Here is an 18562-nt window from a genome sequence, read left to right on the forward strand (position 1 = left end):
TTGTATCAATCTTAATAGGAATTTCAATTATTTAGGTTAGCGTAAGTGTCGCTGACGAGCATATGATAGTAAGTCTGTTCCTAAAACATATTCAACACGTGAAAGCACGGTAAATGATGAGCAACCAAGGAGCGCGAGCAAGCGTTTGACAATCACTTGCCATTCACCGAGCGTTTGGTCTAATGCTTCATAGCCTTCATTTTGAAGAATATTGAGGAAGTAACCAGCAACACCAACTGCCCGAGCGCCTAATACACCAGCCTTGATAACATCGAGGGGAGAAGTAATTCCGCCAGAGGCAATAATTTCAGTTTTACCACGCCGAATTGAATGAGCTTCCAGTAGTGACTCGGGAGTTGTTTGTCCCCAGTCCAATAAACTCTCAAAATTAATATCATGGTTACGCCGATTCTCAATCGCCGCAAAGTTTGTCCCGCCACGTCCACTAACATTGATGAGGTGAACATCATGGGTTTGCAGTTTGGCGATCGTCGTTTTGCTCATTCCAAAGCCAACCTCTTTTACAATAACCGGGACTTCGAGCTCACTGACAAGATACTGGATATTATCTAACCAGTTAAAATCACGATCACCCTCAGGCATAATTAATTCTTGGGCCGCATTGATATGCAGTTCAAGGGCATTTGCTTTCAGAAGGGAAATAGCATTTATCGCTTGGTCAAGACTGGCATTTGCACTTAAATTTGCAAAAATAATGCCATCTGGATTTTCTTCGCGGATTATCTCAAAAGACGAAAAGGATTGAGGGTCTTTTGAAATAATACTGAGAGATCCCGTTGCCATTGCCAAATGGTGTTTATGGGCTAATTGAGCAAGTTGCCGGTTGATTTTAAGGGCTTGATCACTTCCGCCAGTCATTGCTTCAATATAAAAAGGACATTCAATTTCTAAATTATCAGCTAATTGGACATGCAAATCAACATCATCCGTCGTCATTTCAGGTAAGCTATCATGAATTAGACGCACTTGATCAAAATAATGGTGTTGATGAACCTGGTCATAATATTTGGCAGCTAATGAAAGGTGTTCGTTTTTTCGTTGGGCATGACGTGATTCCATCATGGAGCCTCCTTTGATCTACTTGTGAATGTAAGAAAGATGGTGCTTAACAGATTTCTTGAAACTTTTTGCGTTATCGATAAAGTGTACGGATAAAGGAAGTTGTTCGATATGATTTTTGGCCCAACTCTTTAAGACATTCCCAAAGTTAGAGTTGCTATCAATAGCGACGATCCCACAATCACCGCCACCGGCACCAGATGTCTTAGCGGCGCCACCAAAAGATTCAGCGATTTGGCAAAGCTTAGATAATGATTCGGTTTCGATGTTTACCCCTGAATTAGTGCCCAGTTGTTTTAAGAGGTCACGGTTATAACGGATTTCATTTTTAATTGCTTCAAGATCTTGACGATGAAAACCATCAACCATTCGTTGGATACACGATTTACTTTTTTCAAGAAAATGATGATATTCGGTTTGGCGACGGGCTTTAAAAAGAGAAATTTTATCAACAAGTTGGGAAGTTGATGCTGGTTTACCAGTCCAGCCAATTAAAAGCTCTAAGTTTTTAGGAGCGGTTAGAGACTCAATATTAAGATCAGGCCAAGGTAAGTCAATGATTGTCTTTAGGTCAAGGTACTTACGTTGTTGGGCAAGCCACTGCCGATCAAATGAATGGTAGGAAATCCAACCACCGTATACAGAAGCGGCAACATCCCCCAACGAACCATTTCCTTGAACTTCAAAATGGGCAATTGCAGCTAATTTAAAGATTTGATCTTTGTTAACGGGCAAATTATAGAACCGACAAAGGGCCTTAACAGTTGCTACAGTAACAGCCGCAGAGGAACCAAGGCCATATTTTCGACCATTAGCACTGTCTAATTGACTGTCAATATGGATATTAAATATTCGTAAGTCGCGACTAAAAGTACGAGCATATTCTTCTGTAACCCTAATAGCAGAAAGAATGTAAGAAAAAGGATTGTCACGCTTATCAACTACCATTTGGTCTCCTAAACGTCGCCAAGATAGTTGATCGTTATTATACTGGCGACTAATAATTTGGCCAACTTCTTGCACGCTTTCCTCAATCGTACAGGTAACAAACTGATCCAATGCAACTAAAATTGCAGGATAACCATTTTCAACAACAGCATATTCACCGGCAATATATAATTTACCGGGAGCTTTTTCAGTAATCAAAATTTAAAGTCCCCTTATCATTAAATTTTATTCATTCCAAATCTTTATTCCAGGTCCCGGTTGTGAAACCACCAACCGTTCTGGGCCAACGATATTGCTTAATTCTTCAACAATTTTATTCCGGTTCCCTCGGTCGTAAATCACTTTAACGTTCGGACCAGCATCCATCGTATAATAGCAGTTTACTCCCTGGTTGCGCAAGTCTTCCACTGCTTTAATGATGGTTAGCGTTTCACCATTAAAGTAGGTAAAACCGGGGTCAGCTGAAAAGGTAAGTGCGTGCATCCGAAGGGCATTTTCTTCAGCAATATGGCCGATTTGGTCAATATCTTTTGCTTTGATAGCTTTCTTTATAGCAACCATATCATTCGCTACCACTTGGCGCCAAGCATCATAGTAGGGTGAAGTTTCAACACTGGACTGCATTCCAGATCGACTCGAAACTTTTTTCTTTTTTGTATCAACTAAGACTGCTAACATCTCGATTGGAAAATCAACATTTTCTAAAACTGGTTGTGCAAAGGACGAGTCATCGTCAGTTCCTTTTTGCCATTCAACCAGTCCACCATAAATAGACCTAGTTGCCGAACCGGATCCACGACGGGCAAGTCTTGATAGGTCACGGCTTGAGAGGTTTAATCCGGCCGCTACACTGGCTGCTCCTGCTAAGGCAGCAAAGGCGGAAGCTGAAGAAGCAAGGCCAGCAGCAGTTGGAACATGATTAATTGAGTCTACCCGTGCGAAAGATTTTATCCCACTTAGTTGACGAACAATATCTAAAACATGAGCTACTTTTTGGGCCTCTTTCTTACTAAGGATATGTTGATCGATGGCAACTAAGTCTGAAGTAAGATGGTTATCAAAATTTACGGTAGTTGTGGTGTAAAATTCATTAAGTGTAAGGGAGAGACTGTCAGTTTGTGGAATGATTAAATCTTGATCCTTCTTTCCCCAATATTTAACAAGCGCAATGTTAGTATGTGCTTTTGCAGTTGCCATTAGTTATTACCTCGCTTATCAAGTGGTTGGAGCCAAATATCATGCGCACCGTTCTCTTTTAGAATGCTTGCAAGGCGGCGAGCCCCCATAGCTGTTTGCATTAAAGCGATCATGCAACCGCCACGACCACCGCCAGTTAATTTAGCACCGAGAGCACCATTGTCACGTGCAACATGAATAAGGTGATCTAATGCCGGGTCTGACACGTTAAGAGCAGCTAAATCAGTTTGCGCAAAGTTAAGCGCGTCGCCTAATTTTACAATGTCATTTTGCGCAAGATAGCCTTTTGTTTGGTTTACTAATTCACCGAGGTGCTTAATATGTTCCTCAGCTTTTTCGTTGTTGTTTTTTAATTCATCTTTAACTGCTAAAATAGCTTCCTTAGTAGCACCCTTTTTTCCGGTATCAGCAATTACTAAAGAGGCATCAAGGTTCATTTCAATTGGTACCCCAATCCGCCCCTTAACATAAAAAAGCGGTTTATCTGAACTGACAGTAGCAGCGTCTAAACCGGATGGACTACGATGTGTAATTTGTTCCTCAACATCTGCAAGCTGAAGCAATAATGTTCGATCAAGCGGTTCATCATAATAGTCAAAGAATGCCCGAATAATTGCAATCGCGCTGGCAGCAGACGACCCCATTCCTCGTTCTGCAGGTAATTGACTTTCAATTTTTAAGTCCCAACCAGTTTCTTGGTCATTAAACCTTGCAGATAAAGTGTCAATTAATTTTTTAATTCCAATCATGGAAGAAGGTAAATTTTCTAAACTACCATGATAATAACGGCTTTTAATAATTCGCTGGTTATCTTGGCGACTGCTGAGCGTAACTGATAATTGAACGCTTGGCAATGGTAAGGCTATTGCCGGTTGACCGTATACTACGCTATGTTCTCCCATTAAAATGATTTTCGCATGGCTAGTACCAATCCCTTGTTGTTTCACCATCGTAACCTACTTTCTACATAAAAATTCAAACTTAATCATAGCATAAAACAGTGATTCTAGCTAAAAACGATTGTGGATGTTACCAAATCTAAACATTTTAGCACAAAGAAAGGCCGATTCGTGTAAAAATGAGAAATTTATAGTAGAATGGTGTATCATTTAGTTTAGAATAATTAGTAACTTATATAATAACTTCGGAGAAATATGGTGATAGTGTGACACAGCGTAGTAGTCAGCGCACAAAAAAGCGTGACAAGAAAGCGCCAATCTACTCAGTTGTTGATTTAGAAACGACCGGAACGAATGTTAATCATGGTGATCGAATCATTCAAATCGGTTGTGTTCTCGTTCAAGATGGCGAAATCATAAATCACTTTGAAACAAAAATAAATCCACGAGAGAAAATTCCTCGTTCAATTGTTCAATTAACAGGAATTGAAGATAAAGACGTACGAAAAGCACCTTTATTTGAGGATATTGCTGGAACTATTTATAGCTTGCTGGCGGAAACGACCTTTGTGGCTCACAATGTTAATTTTGACTTTCCTTTTCTAAATGCAGAATTAGAGCGAGCTGGATATCCTTCATTGTCAATTCCAGCAATCGATACTGTGACCCTTAGTCAGATTCTTCTTCCTACTGCAAAGAGTTTCCGTTTACGAGACTTAACTAGTTCGTTGCACATTGAGCATGATCACCCTCATAGTGCAGTATCAGACGCTGAGGCAACAGCAGACTTACTTAATGACTTGCTAAAACGAGTTCAAGAATTACCAACGCTTACGCTTGAAAAGATTACTCAGTTGAAGCTCAACTTACCTCAACAAACAGCTGGGGTTTTTGATGCTGAGTTACAGCGTCGACGTAAATCGCCCCAGCCATTAAGTGAAGAGCTGTATGTCTCGCACGGAATTGTTCTTCATAAATCGCGGCCAATCACTGCTAATAGTCAGCGGGAAAAGCATAAATATCCTTCAACTAAAAAGGCAAAGGAAAAGCTATACGGAGATACGTTGAGACTGCGGCCTGTTCAAGCAAAAATGATGAACAGCATTTACAATAATTATACTCATGATGAACCCAAAAATATGATTGTTGAGGCTGGAACTGGAGTAGGGAAGACATTGGGCTACCTTTTTCCGCTAAGTTATGTTGCATATCCCGATAAGAAGATTGTCGTCAGCACAGCAACCAATATCCTCCAGCAACAAATTATTGATACATCAATCGCGCAACTAAACAAGGTGTTGCCTTTTAAAATGAATAGTGTGATTATCAAGGGAAACGCTCATTATATTGATATTGCACGTTTTGTTCATTCCTTAAGCGTAATTGAAGATTCGAAGCTCGTTCAGTTATTAAAAGCTAAAATTTTAGTATGGCTGCTTTCGACGCAAAGTGGGGACCTTGATGAACTTAATTTAAATTCTCAGCAGTCGCCATACTTTACTGAAATTCGTCATCAGGGTATTCGGAGCTTGAATCCAGTAAATGCCTTTTACCATGATGATTTTCTCGTTCGGCGGGAAAAACGGCTTCATCAAGCTGATATTATTATTACGAATCATGCGTATTTGGTTGCTCATGCCCAGGAATTAGGGGATGGAACTCGTCGCCCATACTTAGTAATCGATGAAGCTCAGCACTTAAGCGAAAGTATCTTAAAACGGTCCCGGCGAACATTTAATTTTCAAAAATTACGTACGGCCGTTCATGTAATGTCTGGGTTAGTTAATAATGGTAATGACCGAAATTTAACCGATATTTTCGCTGAACAGGCACTAGGCAGTTATAATGTTGAATTGCTTCGTGGCGATCTCAATGCAGTAGAAGAAGCAGTTGACCTTTTCCAACAAGCCCTTTACCGTCAATACATGGCAAGTGCCACTAGTAATCCCGACAATGAATTAATTGAACAACCATTGCGAAATGATCAGGTGATGTCTCTCTTAGATATTAGTGGACCCGTGATGATGAAGCTAGAGCAAGCATTAAGCAGTGTGCAGCTTCATTTTTCTGCCCTCAGTCATCTGTTTAGCAGTCAGCCAGACCGGTGGTTGTTAAGTGATCGTTACCTTATGAGCCAATTTCAGAGTCAGCTTGCAAAATTAATTGAGGCCGATCAGACATTAAATGAATTTAACGAAACGCTTCAACAACAAGGAGAGGCTGCTGCTTTTTGGATTACTATTCGCCAATCAAGTGAACAAAGTGCCTTACAGCTTAGTGGGGGGCTATTGGAAGCAACCCATTACCTCACAAAGAATGTTTATCCATATTTTGCTCAACCATTATTTGTGGGAGCGACATTGTTTACATCGCCACGATCGCCGTATCTTTACCACCAATTAGATTTAGAGCGCAATAATACTTTAACGCGTCGATTCGCATCTCCATACAATTACAAACAGAATGCTAAATTATTGATTGCAGAAGATGCCCCAGTACCGAGCGCGCAAAATAACAGTGATTACATTAAATACCTCAGTGACACGATTTACCAATTAACGAAGAATGCTGATTATCAGACAATGATTTTATTCAACTCATTGGTGATGATTGAGCAGATATATAGCCAACTTCGTGAAACGGATCTATTTGATCAGCGAGATATTTTAGCCCAAGGAATTACGGGTAATCGTGATAAAATCTTAAAACAGTTTAGTGGTGGAAAAAATTCGATCCTTCTTGGTGCTTCTAGTTTTTGGGAAGGGATAGATTTACCAGAGTCCGCTCTTGAACTCTTAATTATTACGCGCTTACCGTTCGATTCGCCTGATGAAATAATGAATCGTGCTCATAATAAGTTACTTCAGCAGCAGGGGAAAAATCCGTTCTATCATTCAGAATTGCCAAAAGCAACGATGCGGTTACGTCAGGGGATTGGACGATTATTACGGACAGAAGATGATCATGGGGTGGCAGTAGTTCTTGATCCACGACTACAGACAAGACGGTATGGGAAGACGATTTTGAGTAGTCTGCCCACTGATTTACCGGTTAATAGCAAAAAAACTGCTGACTTGATTTCAATTACTCAGAAGTTTTTACGAAATGGTAAAGAGGACAAAGTTAATTAAACTTTATCAACTTTTAATTACCGATTTCTGGTATAATCAAAAACGATTGTCATATAAGAATCTAAAAAACTAAAGAGATAAGAGGGAAAAGATATGCAAAGTCGACGTGAAGTTCAACGTGAACAAAGTCGCGGTTCCTCAATGCGGACAATTCGTAACCTTTTGATTGCGATTTTACTAATCTTGTTAATAGTGTGGAGTGTTTTTGCAGTTAGCAATCAGCCACGAAATTCAGCGCGACGACAGACGATTTCACTTGCTGAAAAATATGCTCATCTTCAATCTCCTGACCAATTTTATATTTATAATCGAGAGAATACTTACTATACGATTAGTGGCAAGAATCAGCAAAACCAACCGATCCTGGTTATGGTTCCCCAACACGGTGGCAAGATCAGAGTTCTAAAACAATCAAGTGGGATTACTGCTGCGAGAGTACGAGCGATGACAAAATCAAATCGTGATCCGCGAGAAATTTTAAAAGTTGCTCCCGGGATATTTAATGACAAGATTGTCTGGGAAGTAACATATCGTAATCAAAAAGGGAATCTCTGCTACGATCTGATTAATTTTAAGACTGGACAATATGTTCAAAATATTAATAATCTTTAATAAAAGCTGAAACTAATAGAGGCTGGGATTACTCAGTCTCTTTACTTTTGCAAAAATATTTTGTTAAGAGAGGGGCTGATTAAATGACAGATGCAAGCCTTTTACAGCATTACTTGCAGGCGGGAGAAACAAATATAAGCAACTTATTGCTCCATCATTATAAAGAACTGGGGATGACAACTTCTCAATTTGTCTTATATCTTCAGTTTAAATCTTACCAAGATCGGGGAATAATGAATCCGGATGTTCGCACAATTGCAAAGAACTTAGGAACAAAAGAGCGGCAGGTGTTTGAACAGCTTCACCAGATGATGACAAACCATCTTGTTGAGCAGAAGATGCGAAAAATGGAAGACGGCAAAGAAGATGCAATATATGATTTTTCGCTCCTTATCAACAAATTAGCATTGCTCAATGAGAATGACCAAGAGGCAGCGGTTAAGGTTGAAAATACTAATAGTCGGGTTGAGACATTTAATCAGCTAGAGGCCGAATTTGGCCGGCCCCTCTCATCAATGGAATTGCAAATTGTTAATGACTGGCTGGATAAAGATAATTATTCGGCAATAATGATTAAACTTGCTTTACGGCAGGCAGTAATGAATAGTGCGTTAAATCTTCAATATATGGACCGAATTCTACAAAGCTGGGATCGTCAGGACTTACGAACAGAAAGAGATATCAATGAGCATGAAAAGAGGTTTGAACAGCGAAAAGAGGCTGGACAAAAACCAGAAAAGAAGACATTGAAAAAGCCTAAAATACCGATTTATAAATTAGGCGAATAAAATTAAATAAAGGGTGGTTGACATGGAAAAATCTTCTTCTCAAGTAATGAAGGGAATTATATGGGCAGCGGTTGCCTCTGCTATGTGGGGAATATCCGGAACCGTTTTGCAACTTATCTCACAAAATTTAGCAATTCCTGCTACGTGGATGCTCTCAATGCGGACTTTTTCAGCAGGAGTGATTTTATTAGTAATTAGTGTATTTTTATATGGAAAAAAGATTTTTAACGTATTTAAGACACGAGCAACAGCTATTTCAGTTATTAGTTATGCTATTTTAGGATTGATGGCAAACCTGCTTACGTTCTATTATGCTATTCAAACAGGAAATGCCTCAGCAGCAACAATTCTTCAGTATCTTTCCCCACTTTTTATTGTGTTAGGTGGAATTGTTTTTATGCATCGTCGTCCGTTCAGGAGTGACATTATTGCGTTTGTTGTTGCTTTGATTGGGGTAGCATTATGTATCACGCGTGGTAACTTTACTCAATTAGCTTTACCATTTGTATCCCTTCTCTGGGGGTTGGGATCTGGAATTACAGCTGCGTTCTATGTTGTTCTTCCACAACGAGCTGCTGATGAGAATCCGCCAATTGTTGTCCTCGGCTGGGGGACGATGATTGCCGGAGTCTTATTTAACCTCTACCGGCCATTCTGGGTCAATCCACCACATATTACTACCACATTAGTAGCATCAGTTGCGACAGTGGTATTATTCGGAACGATTTTACCATTTGGAATTTTGCTTCATGCAACTAGGTATGCCCCTTCTGATGTAGTTAGTATCATGGATGCCGTTCAACCAATTACAACTTCGATTTTAAGTGTAATCTTCTTTAAATTGAACTTGAATTGGGCAGAAATTTTAGGAATTATTTTAGTAATTATTGCCGTCTATATTCTACAAAATGGTCGGCGAAAACATACAATTCATTATTAAAAAGTTGATAATAAAAAGGATTGCGGAGAAAAATTCCACAATCCTTTTTATTATCTTCAATTTTTAAAAGATCTTATCATGGGTTGGCTGTGCTAGGTTGCGTAGCAGGGGCAAGGCTAGAACTTGAGCTTTGTGCGGGTGCAGATGAACTTGAACTAGCCGGAGCACTACTTGATGAAGATTCAGTTGGGGCATTGTTTCGTTCTTCTGTACGACTTTCGCTGCTACTATTTGAAACAGAACTGGAAGAAGATGAAGACGATGATGATTCGCTTGAGCTAGAAGTGGAACTGCTATCACGATCATCCGATGTATCTTCAGTATAATCGAATGCCCATTTTGAATCACGAATTACAAGCTGACGTTTACCTTTAACTCGAACAGCTTCAACAGTGTCTGGCATCGTCCAATCAGATGCGTGATTTTGGCTGTCAAGGTATTGCATTAAGTCCTTGTAAAGTAATTGCGCTGACTTTACATATTGTTCTGAAATACTGCCACCAGGTTCGAGTGGGTGGTCATAACCAGTCCAAACTGCAATTGAGTAATTCTTAGTATAACCGGCCATCCAGGAATCCATTACGCCAGACTGGCTAGAATTTCCCGGGTAGTTTGTCGTCCCTGTCTTACCAGCTTGGTTAACACCGTCAAGTCGAGCGTCAGTTGCGCTTCCTTGTGAGTCTGTGAAAACTCCTTTAAGCATATCAGTGATCATGTAGGCAGTAGCCTTATTCATTGCGCGTTTACCTTTAGGATTGAATTGTTTTGCTGCACCATCTTGAGTAGTAATCGAGCTAATGTAGTAAGGCTTGTAGTAAGTACCACCATTAGCAAAGGCCGCATATGCAGCAGAAACTTGAAGTGGAGAGATATACAAAGCAATCCCGTTTTGTAAAGTATATGGTTGTTTTTGCGAAATTCCTAATCCATCAAGGAAAGAAGTAGCACGCTTAATCCCAACGGCTTGCAATGCGCGAATAGCAGGAACATTCCGTGATTGAACTAAAGCCTCACGCATTGTCATATTGCCCTTGTACTTTTTATCAAAATCATGAAGGACAGTATTGGTACCAGGAAAGACAAACCGCGTATCAGCAATTGATTTGAAAGTTGGCCATTGCAAGTATTCGATAGCCGGACCATAATCCATTAATGGCTTTGCGGTTGACCCAGAACTACGGTTACTTTGCACAGCCCGGTTAAGGCCATACACAACATTTCCTGTGTGACGGCCACCAAGCATGGCAATGATTTGCCCGTTATGGGGATCGGTAACAGCAACTCCGGCTTGCATCTTGTCATTTTGGAACTGAACGTTTTTGTTTGCAGCGTCGTAAAGATGTTGTTGCGCATCAAGGTCAAGATTGGTATGAACCTTTAACCCATCACTATAAGGATTGTATCCTTGTGCTTGTAAATCAGCAAGAACCTGTTTTACATAAGGGTCAACAACCTTAGAATCGACAGCAGTTCCACTTCCTGAAATATTACCGTGATCAGGATCTAAACCAGCAGTAACGCTTTCACTTGCTGCTTGGTTAGCCTGGGATTGGGTAATGTAATTGCTGCGAACCATCGCATTCAATACTTCATTTCGCCGTTGCGTTGCATACTTTGTGTTGCTTACAAGTGGATTATAGTAAGTAGGAGATTGTGGCATTCCGGCGAGAAGGGCTAATTGGGAAAGATCAAGATCGTTTAAATCTTTACCGTAGTAGTACTGAGCTGCGGTTTGCATTCCATAAATTCCATTGCCCATGTAAACCTTGTTGATGTAAAAATCAAGAATCTGACTCTTGCTAAAATGCTGCTCAACATTAATAGCAAGCCAAGCTTCTTGGGCTTTTCGTTTTAATGTTCGATCAGAGGCCGCTGTTGAGAAAACGGATAATTTAACTAACTGTTGAGTCAGCGTACTTCCCCCCTGCATCCCGGCTGAACGACCAAAAACATTAGAAGTGGCTGCTCCAAGAATTCGAATTGTATCAACACCATGGTGCTTGTAGAAGCGGCGATCCTCAATTGAAACAACAGCATTTTTTAACTGCTTTGGAATTTGATTATCCTTGGCATATTCTCGTTTCTGTGCTCCTAAACGAGAAATTACTCGATTTTGATCATCGTAAATAGTCGTAATACTCTGACTTGTTAAGTCGCTTCTACTAATCTTAGGAGCGCTTGAGGCATAGTAGAAAAATAAAGCTGCAGATGCCACCATTAATAGAACGACGATTCCTGCTACCCATAGCAAGATTTTCTTTATTAAGCCGCCAACATTGCGCTGTTGATTGTCATTGTTATTATGACGCTCACTACGCGTTGACTGATTATCATTTGACATAGTAAACTCCTTTACGCTTTTGCAGCAATTATTTTATCAACTGCGTTTAAATATGGTAAACGCGGATTGAGTTGATAATGAATTTGATAGCCTTCTTTAGCGATATCAGTTCGCAAAATTGATTTACGGCCGCCGTTTTGCTGTTGGTCCCAATATTTAAATAGGTTGGAAGCGGGAAGCAGGTATAGCAGGTCAAGCTCCGTAAATTTAATGAAAGCAAAACAAATTCCCCCCTGTGCTACACATTCACGCATATGCTGAATTTGGTGGGGATGAAAGTTCTTTAATGGAAAAGAATTTTTATTACGTGTTTCTTTAGCATCAAAATCAATGTAATATCCACGGTACACCCCATTGTAATCAGTAGTTGATGGACGTCGAAAATATGCTTCTTTAATAACAGCCGCACTCCGCTTGGGGTAATCAACTTTTACAAGCTGAATAGGGGTAGGCTTTTTATGAATAACAGCAATGTGGCGAGCTAAATAGTACTGATTACTATGATTGATCTCATCCTCTAACGACATCCCACGTTTAGCATAAATAGATTGATGTGGTGTCGGTAATTCATTATGTGTATTATAGTGTTGTACAGGTTGCTGACCATTGGGATAGTGAATGGTCACGGCGATCACTCTCCTAACTAGAGATTTATTATACCAGACTAGTTGCATAATGATTGATACAAGATGATTACAAGTTTAAGTTAAGAGGCTTTATACCTGTTTATTTAGGGAGGATTTTATGAAGAGAGTGTGGGTTACTGGTTATCGAAGTTACGAACTAAATATATTTAAGGATAATGATCCCAAAGTTCAAGTAATAAAAGAGGTTCTTAAAAATTATTTAAGGGCCCAATTGGAATTAAATGATGATGAATTCTGGGTAATAACTGGCCCACAAATGGGAACGGAAAGATGGGGACTCGAAGCTGCCTTAGAACTCCAAGCTGATTTTCCGCAATTAAAAACGGCTTTAATGTTTCCCTTTGCAGAATTTGGTAAGCAATGGAATGAAAATAACCAGTTAAAGCTGACGAGTATTACTCAGCAAGTTGATTTTTTTGCTAATGTTTCAGATAAACCTTATCAATCCCCGCAACAATTGAGAAATTATCAGCAGTTTATGCTTACACATACTGATGAAGCTTTTCTTCTTTACGACCCAGAGTATCAAGGAAAAACTAAGTATGATTATGAGATAATTCAAAAATATAAAGAAGAAAGTGAATATTCAATGACTTTTGTTGATTTTGATGAACTTCAAGAAGAGGCAGAAGAATGGGCTGAGCGTCAAAGGGAAAAAGATGAATTTTAACCTTGCATTTTTTCTTTGATTTGGTATTATAGTTATTGGACTACGCAAACTAAACAATTGAGGTGTTTAAGTTGGATAACATAAAATTTACTCCACAAGATATTTTGCATAAGCAATTTAAGGAGAGAAATATTGGCAAAGGCTACGATGAAGCGGATGTTGATGCTTTCTTAGATGATGTTATTAAAGACTACGACACCTATAATAAAGAACTTGAACGTTTAAATGATGAAAATGAACGTTTGAGAGCAAAGGTTGATGAATTAAATCGCCAAGTAGAAGTTGGTTCATCTATGAGTAACCAAACTGCTTCCCGTCAACCTGTATCGAGCGCTACGAATATGGATATTTTAAAGCGTCTATCTAATCTAGAACGTCGCGTATTTGGTTCACAATTAGATGGTAACGATAATAATGACTCACATTTGCTTTAGTGCGTGTCGAATAGTTTATTAATAATTTTGCAAGTTTTGGGTAATTGAGCACAGCTTATGTTGTGTTAGGAAGGTCCATGCTCGCACAGGCTGCGATGCCTGTAGTGTTTGTGCTCGCTGAAAAAATAAGGCGGGGCACCATTTTATGGTGACGGCGGAAAAACGGACTAAGGTTTTAACTATGTCTTAGTATTCCTGAAAAGTGCCACAGTGACGATACAATATTGGAAACGATATTGGTGGAACGCGGTAAACCCCTCAAGCGGTAAACCCAAACTACGGTAGGGGAGCTTTGGATAGCAAATTGAAGTGATTCCAGGGGAGAGTATTTCGATACTCTGAGATAGATGATTACCTCGATATAATTATGCCTGATAATTATATTACGACAAAACATGGCCTACAGATACTTGCATACAGGCACCCGAGTTCGCTCGGGTTTTTTTATTTTAAAAATCAGAGTATGGTTTTATTGGTTCTTTTTTGTAGAATGCGTTAATAATTACTCGCTTGAAGTAAAAAAGTTAAATGGTGATAAATTAAATTTTAGAAGTTTAAGATAGATATCACTTAAAATAGCAATAAAATATAAATAATCATTTCATTTTACTGCAAGCGCGCCTATAATGTTAATGGAGTAAAAAATGAGTTATTTGTGAGTTAACTTATCTCTCGATTAATAAAAATATCAGATAATAAAGTTAGGGAATTATGGATAATAAGAGAATAAAAATTGTATATATGTCGTTTTCTGGGAATGTACGATCATTTACCCATCGGCTTCAAGAATACGCAACACAACAGCATCATTTAAATAATGAAAATCCTTTAATCGATTTATTGGAGATTTCAGAGGAGACACTTCCGACCGAAAGCGATAGTAAATTTTTTGTTTTACTACCAACATATATGATCGGTGGAAGTAGATTCACACCGACGTTAACAGAAATCTTAACAACACCAATGCACGATTATTTGGAAAGTTATGATAATGTTAAACGTTGTGCAGGAATAATTGGCAGCGGGAACTTAACCTTAGGGAAGATGTATGTAATAACTGCCAAGACATACGCTAAGGAATACGGTTTGCCTTTATTGGATGCATTTGAATCTCGTGGCACCACCCGGGATATTGAACGCATTTACAAAATATTAACTGATAAAGCAAATGAGGATTCATTAATGTAGTTAGGTTAAAGTCAACTACCATTCATAAACAAAAGAGATTGCAAATTTTTCGTTTTGCAATCTCTTTTGTTTCTTCTTGCAGCTTCTTTTCATTTTGAAGCAACATAAGGTAAAATAACTAATAGGAATAAGTCTAAAGGAGAGTTTAATGTGCAAACATATCAGTTAATTGCTACTGCTGCTGCAGGTATTGAAGCATTAGTAGGAAAAGAACTAAGAGACCTTGGCTATGAAGTCAAAGTAGAAAATGGTCGGGTGCGTTTTCAAGGGACAATGAAGGATGTTATTCGGACTAATCTCTGGCTACGGACAGCAGACCGAGTAAAGATTGTTGTGGGTGAATTCGATGCTCGGTCTTTTGAAGAATTGTTTGATCGTACTGAAAACATCGCATGGGAAGATTTTTTGCCAATTGATGCGAATTTCCCAGTAGAAGGAAAAAGTCATAACTCACAATTGCATAATGTGCCAAGTGTTCAAGCAATCACTAAAAAGGCGATTGTTCAACGTCTCAGTAATGCATACCATCGGCGGACTCGTTTAGCCGAAACTGGTGCCACTTACCCGTTAGAAGTAGCGATTAATAAAGACCATGTTCTTCTTACGTTAGATACTAGTGGAGAGGGGCTTTTTAAGCGTGGATATCGTAAAAATAAAGGTGGAGCACCGTTGAAGGAAAATATGGCAGCCGCCTTGGTGATGCTGGCTCACTGGTTTCCAGATAATCCATTTGTCGATCCTGTATGCGGTTCGGGAACGATTCCAATCGAAGCCGCATTATACGGTCATAATATTGCGCCGGGCATCAACCGTTCATTTATTAGTGAACAATGGGTTAACTTAGTTCCAGATGGTTTATCTGATGAAGTTCGGGATGAAGCCGATTCCTTAGCAAATTATGATATCGAATTAGATATCCACGGATATGATATTGACCAAAACATGATTGATATTTCTCAAGAAAATTCTCGTGCGGCAGGTTTAACTCATGATATTACGTTTAAGCAATTAGCCGTAAAAGACTGGCAAACAAGCGAAGTTAATGGAGTTATCGTTGCTAACCCGCCATATGGTGAACGGCTAAGTGATAAGAAATCAGTTCACGAACTTTACCGGCAGATGGGTGAGTTATATCGTCCATTAACCACATGGAGTAAATATATTTTGACGGCTGATATGGAATTTGAAAAGTATTATGGAGCACCCGCTACCAAGCGTCGTAAACTTTATAACGGTGCTTTACGAACAGATCTCTACCAATATTGGGGTAAAAAAGATCGCTCCAAGCCCTTAAATAGCAAGGGTTTCAACGAAAATGCTGTTTTAAAAACGTCAAAAGGGGGATAAAAGGGGGAAATTCTCCCAATAATAAAAGCCTTAGTAGGAGTTACATTGTAACGACCGCTAAGGCTTTTTCTCTGTTTGGTGGCTGATAGAACACGTGGATGATATAATTAAGACGATATGCTGTTTTCTAAAATCACTCTATTTTGTGGAGGGCCTGATTTGCTAAATTATGTGCTCCACGATTTTGACTTTCAGGAATCCACTGGGTAACAACCGTTGGAAAGTGTTGGAGGAGAGGATTTAGTGCTGCTAATTCTTTTTGGTAATGTTTTGTATAATTTTTGCCGATTGCGTCACTTAAGATACGACTATCAGTATAAAATAGGATTGTTTCATTATTGCTAAAGTGATCAATTAAATATTTAAATCCAAAGTGAGCTGCAGCAAATTCGCCATGGTGATTATCCATTTTTTCCTTATCTACTGGAATTGCAAGCTGAATTTGCTTATGATTGGCAATTATTATTATTCCCAAACCAGTAGGGCCCAGGTTTCCTTTTGTTGCAGCATCTGTAAAGATTTTGATCATAAAAACTACCTCTTTTCTGAAAGGATGACATTTATAATTATGGAAGAAGAAACTCGTTATTTTTACCAACCAGACCTTACGGGGACAATTATTAGCTGGTGTTGGACTTTTCTCTTCTTTATTGCCGGTCTCGTAATTTGGCTTGAAATTACTCATTTTCAGTGGCTCAGCGCGCTCTTTTTTGCAGTTTTTGTAATCCTTGCCTTATTAGAATGGCGGCGACGAACCGTAGTAATCACTCCGACTAAAATGGTGTTTAATCGCTTGTTACAAAAACAGTACCTCGTTATCCCCATCTCTGATATTCGTCAGCCAGAGTTTACCAAGCATACGGTGACAATTACTGTGAATGGAGAGGTAATGAGTTTTACCTTTACCACCAAAGCAATTGCACGTTTGAAATTGGCATTGAAACAACAGGGGGTTCAATAATTGTTACTAGGGATCGCTATTGTAATTATTTTAATTTTAACAATTTGTGACCAATTATTAAAATCTTGGGTTGCTTCTTCAATTGTTCTTGGTGGTAGTAAGCAGTTGATTCCTGGTATTATTGAGTTAACTAATTTACGAAATTCAGGGGCTGCTTGGAGCATTTTTGAAGGGCAACAAACTTTTTTTACCATTATAACTATTGTTGCGATTATTGTAATTGGTTACTTTATCTGGCAGTACCGTAAAAATATTCCTATGCTAATTGGCTTATCATTGATTATGGCAGGAACAATTGGCAACTTTATCGATCGGTTAAGACAAGGGTATGTTGTGGACATGTTTGAAACAACATTTATTAATTTTCCAATTTTTAACATTGCGGATATGTGCTTAACAATTGGCGTAATCTGGCTAATAATTTGCATCTTAAAGGAGAAAGACTAACAAATGTCTGAAGAATTAGAATTAACAATTGATGGTGAGATGGTGGGAAGGATTGATAAGCAGCTTGGTCATCACTTTGATCAATTTTCCCGATCACAAATTCAACATTGGATAGAAGATGGTCACGTCCTTGTTAATGGCAAGCAGGTAAAGCCTAAATATAAGTTGCTTGTAGGTGACCACGTCCAAATAATTCCAGAAGAACCACAAAAAATTGATTTAGCACCTGAGGATATTCCTCTTGATATTGTATATGAAGATGATGATGTTATTGTCGTTAATAAACCGCAGGGGATGGTCGTGCATCCAGCACCAGGTCATCCAGATCATACGCTTGTGAATGCTCTTTTATATCATTCACCACTATCAACTATTAACGGAGAATTTCGGCCAGGAATTGTTCATCGGATTGATAAGGATACCTCAGGACTATTGATGGTAGCCAAAAATGATATGGCGCACCGTTCTTTGACAGCTCAATTAAAGGCAAAAACTAATAAACGAGAATATGTTGCGCTTGTGCATGGAGTTATAAAAGAAGATAAAGGAACAATTGATGCTCCATTGGGTCGCTCATTAAAAGACCGTAAGAAACAGGCAGTTGTAGTTGATGGACGTCATGCGGTAACCCATTTTAATGTGTTAGAACGGTTTAAGAATTATACCTTAGTTGCTTGTCAGCTAGAAACGGGACGAACCCATCAGATTCGCGTTCATATGAAATATATTGGTCATCCACTGGCAGGAGATCCGTTGTATGGGCCTCGAAAAACACTCGCTGGCAATGGCCAATATTTACATGCTCGTTTGTTGGGCTTTAAACACCCCCGAACAGGTAAAGAAATGGTTTTTACGGCTCCATTACCAGCTTATTTTGTAAAAATGCTTGAACATTTACGCAAGACCGACCAATAAAATTATTGTGTTTAATT

18 protein-coding genes and 1 other RNA gene are annotated in these 18562 nt (G+C 39.1%); 12 read left to right on the top strand and 7 right to left on the bottom strand.

The features are described 5' to 3' along the window. Positions 1-36: 36 nt before the first annotated feature. From fni to mvk, 4 genes are read right to left on the bottom strand one after another with little or no spacing between them, the layout of a single operon-like run. Positions 37-1083: a type 2 isopentenyl-diphosphate Delta-isomerase gene (fni, locus tag LREU_RS04800; RefSeq protein ID WP_011953464.1), complete on the bottom strand. Its 1047-nt coding sequence runs from the start codon at positions 1081-1083 to the stop codon at positions 37-39. Between the two features lie 15 nt (positions 1084-1098). Beyond that, on the bottom strand, positions 1099-2226 hold the full coding sequence (locus LREU_RS04805) for a phosphomevalonate kinase (RefSeq protein WP_003666183.1): 1128 nt from the start codon (positions 2224-2226) through the stop codon (positions 1099-1101). A gap of 27 nt (positions 2227-2253) precedes the next feature. Next, positions 2254-3225: a diphosphomevalonate decarboxylase gene (mvaD, locus tag LREU_RS04810; RefSeq protein ID WP_003667888.1), complete on the bottom strand. Its 972-nt coding sequence runs from the start codon at positions 3223-3225 to the stop codon at positions 2254-2256. After that, positions 3225-4175: a mevalonate kinase gene (gene mvk / locus LREU_RS04815; protein WP_003667886.1), complete on the bottom strand. Its 951-nt coding sequence runs from the start codon at positions 4173-4175 to the stop codon at positions 3225-3227. The genes mvaD and mvk overlap by 1 nt, the downstream gene beginning before the upstream one ends. A 215-nt stretch (positions 4176-4390) precedes the next feature. Here mvk and LREU_RS04820 point away from each other — a divergent pair, with 215 nt between their 5' ends. From LREU_RS04820 to LREU_RS04835, 4 genes are all read left to right on the top strand, one after another. Then, on the top strand, positions 4391-7255 hold the full coding sequence (locus tag LREU_RS04820; RefSeq protein ID WP_003667884.1) for a helicase C-terminal domain-containing protein: 2865 nt from the start codon (positions 4391-4393) through the stop codon (positions 7253-7255). A 93-nt stretch (positions 7256-7348) separates the two neighbouring features. Further along, the gene (locus LREU_RS04825) at positions 7349-7867 is read left to right on the top strand and encodes a cell wall elongation regulator TseB-like domain-containing protein (RefSeq protein ID WP_003667883.1); all 519 of its coding nucleotides are present in this window, start codon (positions 7349-7351) and stop codon (positions 7865-7867) included. Positions 7868-7950: 83 nt separating this feature from the next. Further along, a complete protein-coding gene (locus tag LREU_RS04830) occupies positions 7951-8655 on the top strand; it encodes a DnaD domain-containing protein (RefSeq protein WP_003667881.1) in 705 nt (234 codons plus the stop codon). Between the two features lie 22 nt (positions 8656-8677). Further along, positions 8678-9595, top strand: coding sequence for a DMT family transporter (locus LREU_RS04835; protein WP_003667879.1), 918 nt, complete (start codon positions 8678-8680; stop codon positions 9593-9595). Positions 9596-9671: 76 nt separating this feature from the next. Here the strand turns inward: LREU_RS04835 and LREU_RS04840 are convergent, their stop codons facing one another. Then, positions 9672-11936 (bottom strand): PBP1A family penicillin-binding protein, encoded by a 2265-nt coding sequence (locus tag LREU_RS04840; RefSeq protein ID WP_003667876.1) that lies wholly within the window; start codon positions 11934-11936, stop codon positions 9672-9674. An 11-nt stretch (positions 11937-11947) separates the two neighbouring features. Further along, entirely contained in the window at positions 11948-12562 is a 615-nt protein-coding gene (gene recU / locus LREU_RS04845) for a Holliday junction resolvase RecU (protein WP_011953465.1), read from the bottom strand. A 118-nt stretch (positions 12563-12680) separates the two neighbouring features. On the opposite strand from recU, the gene LREU_RS04850 reads away from it, so the two are divergent. The 5 genes from LREU_RS04850 to LREU_RS04865 all read left to right on the top strand — a co-directional run bounded on the left by LREU_RS04850 (position 12681) and on the right by LREU_RS04865 (position 16222). Then, positions 12681-13253: an SLOG family protein gene (locus LREU_RS04850; RefSeq protein ID WP_003667871.1), complete on the top strand. Its 573-nt coding sequence runs from the start codon at positions 12681-12683 to the stop codon at positions 13251-13253. 71 nt (positions 13254-13324) lie between these two features. Then, positions 13325-13687, top strand: coding sequence for a cell division regulator GpsB (gene gpsB, locus LREU_RS04855; RefSeq protein WP_003666193.1), 363 nt, complete (start codon positions 13325-13327; stop codon positions 13685-13687). Positions 13688-13719: 32 nt separating this feature from the next. After that, positions 13720-14095, top strand: an RNA gene (rnpB, locus tag LREU_RS10215) — RNase P RNA component class B. A gap of 303 nt (positions 14096-14398) precedes the next feature. Then, complete coding sequence (locus LREU_RS04860; RefSeq protein ID WP_003667867.1) at positions 14399-14875, top strand: class Ib ribonucleoside-diphosphate reductase assembly flavoprotein NrdI; 477 nt, start codon at positions 14399-14401, stop codon at positions 14873-14875. Positions 14876-15025: 150 nt separating this feature from the next. After that, positions 15026-16222 carry a THUMP domain-containing class I SAM-dependent RNA methyltransferase gene (locus LREU_RS04865; RefSeq protein ID WP_003667865.1) on the top strand — a complete coding sequence of 399 codons (1197 nt, stop codon included), beginning with the start codon at positions 15026-15028 and terminating at the stop codon, positions 16220-16222. A 133-nt stretch (positions 16223-16355) separates the two neighbouring features. Here the strand turns inward: LREU_RS04865 and LREU_RS04870 are convergent, their stop codons facing one another. After that, complete coding sequence (locus tag LREU_RS04870; protein ID WP_003667863.1) at positions 16356-16751, bottom strand: ribonuclease HI family protein; 396 nt, start codon at positions 16749-16751, stop codon at positions 16356-16358. 24 nt (positions 16752-16775) lie between these two features. Here LREU_RS04870 and LREU_RS04875 point away from each other — a divergent pair, with 24 nt between their 5' ends. Genes LREU_RS04875 through LREU_RS04885 form a run of 3 tightly spaced genes read left to right on the top strand, consistent with a single transcriptional unit; the run spans position 16776 to position 18545 of the window. Continuing rightward, entirely contained in the window at positions 16776-17183 is a 408-nt protein-coding gene (locus tag LREU_RS04875; protein ID WP_003667861.1) for an EbsA family protein, read from the top strand. Continuing rightward, entirely contained in the window at positions 17184-17630 is a 447-nt protein-coding gene (gene lspA, locus LREU_RS04880; protein WP_003667860.1) for a signal peptidase II, read from the top strand. A 3-nt stretch (positions 17631-17633) separates the two neighbouring features. Beyond that, positions 17634-18545: an RluA family pseudouridine synthase gene (locus tag LREU_RS04885; protein ID WP_003667858.1), complete on the top strand. Its 912-nt coding sequence runs from the start codon at positions 17634-17636 to the stop codon at positions 18543-18545. The last annotated feature ends 17 nt before the right edge of the window (positions 18546-18562 follow it).

The sequence above is a fragment of the Limosilactobacillus reuteri subsp. reuteri genome, from assembly GCF_000016825.1.
In the GTDB taxonomy this organism is placed as follows: Bacteria; Bacillota; Bacilli; order Lactobacillales; family Lactobacillaceae; genus Limosilactobacillus; species Limosilactobacillus reuteri.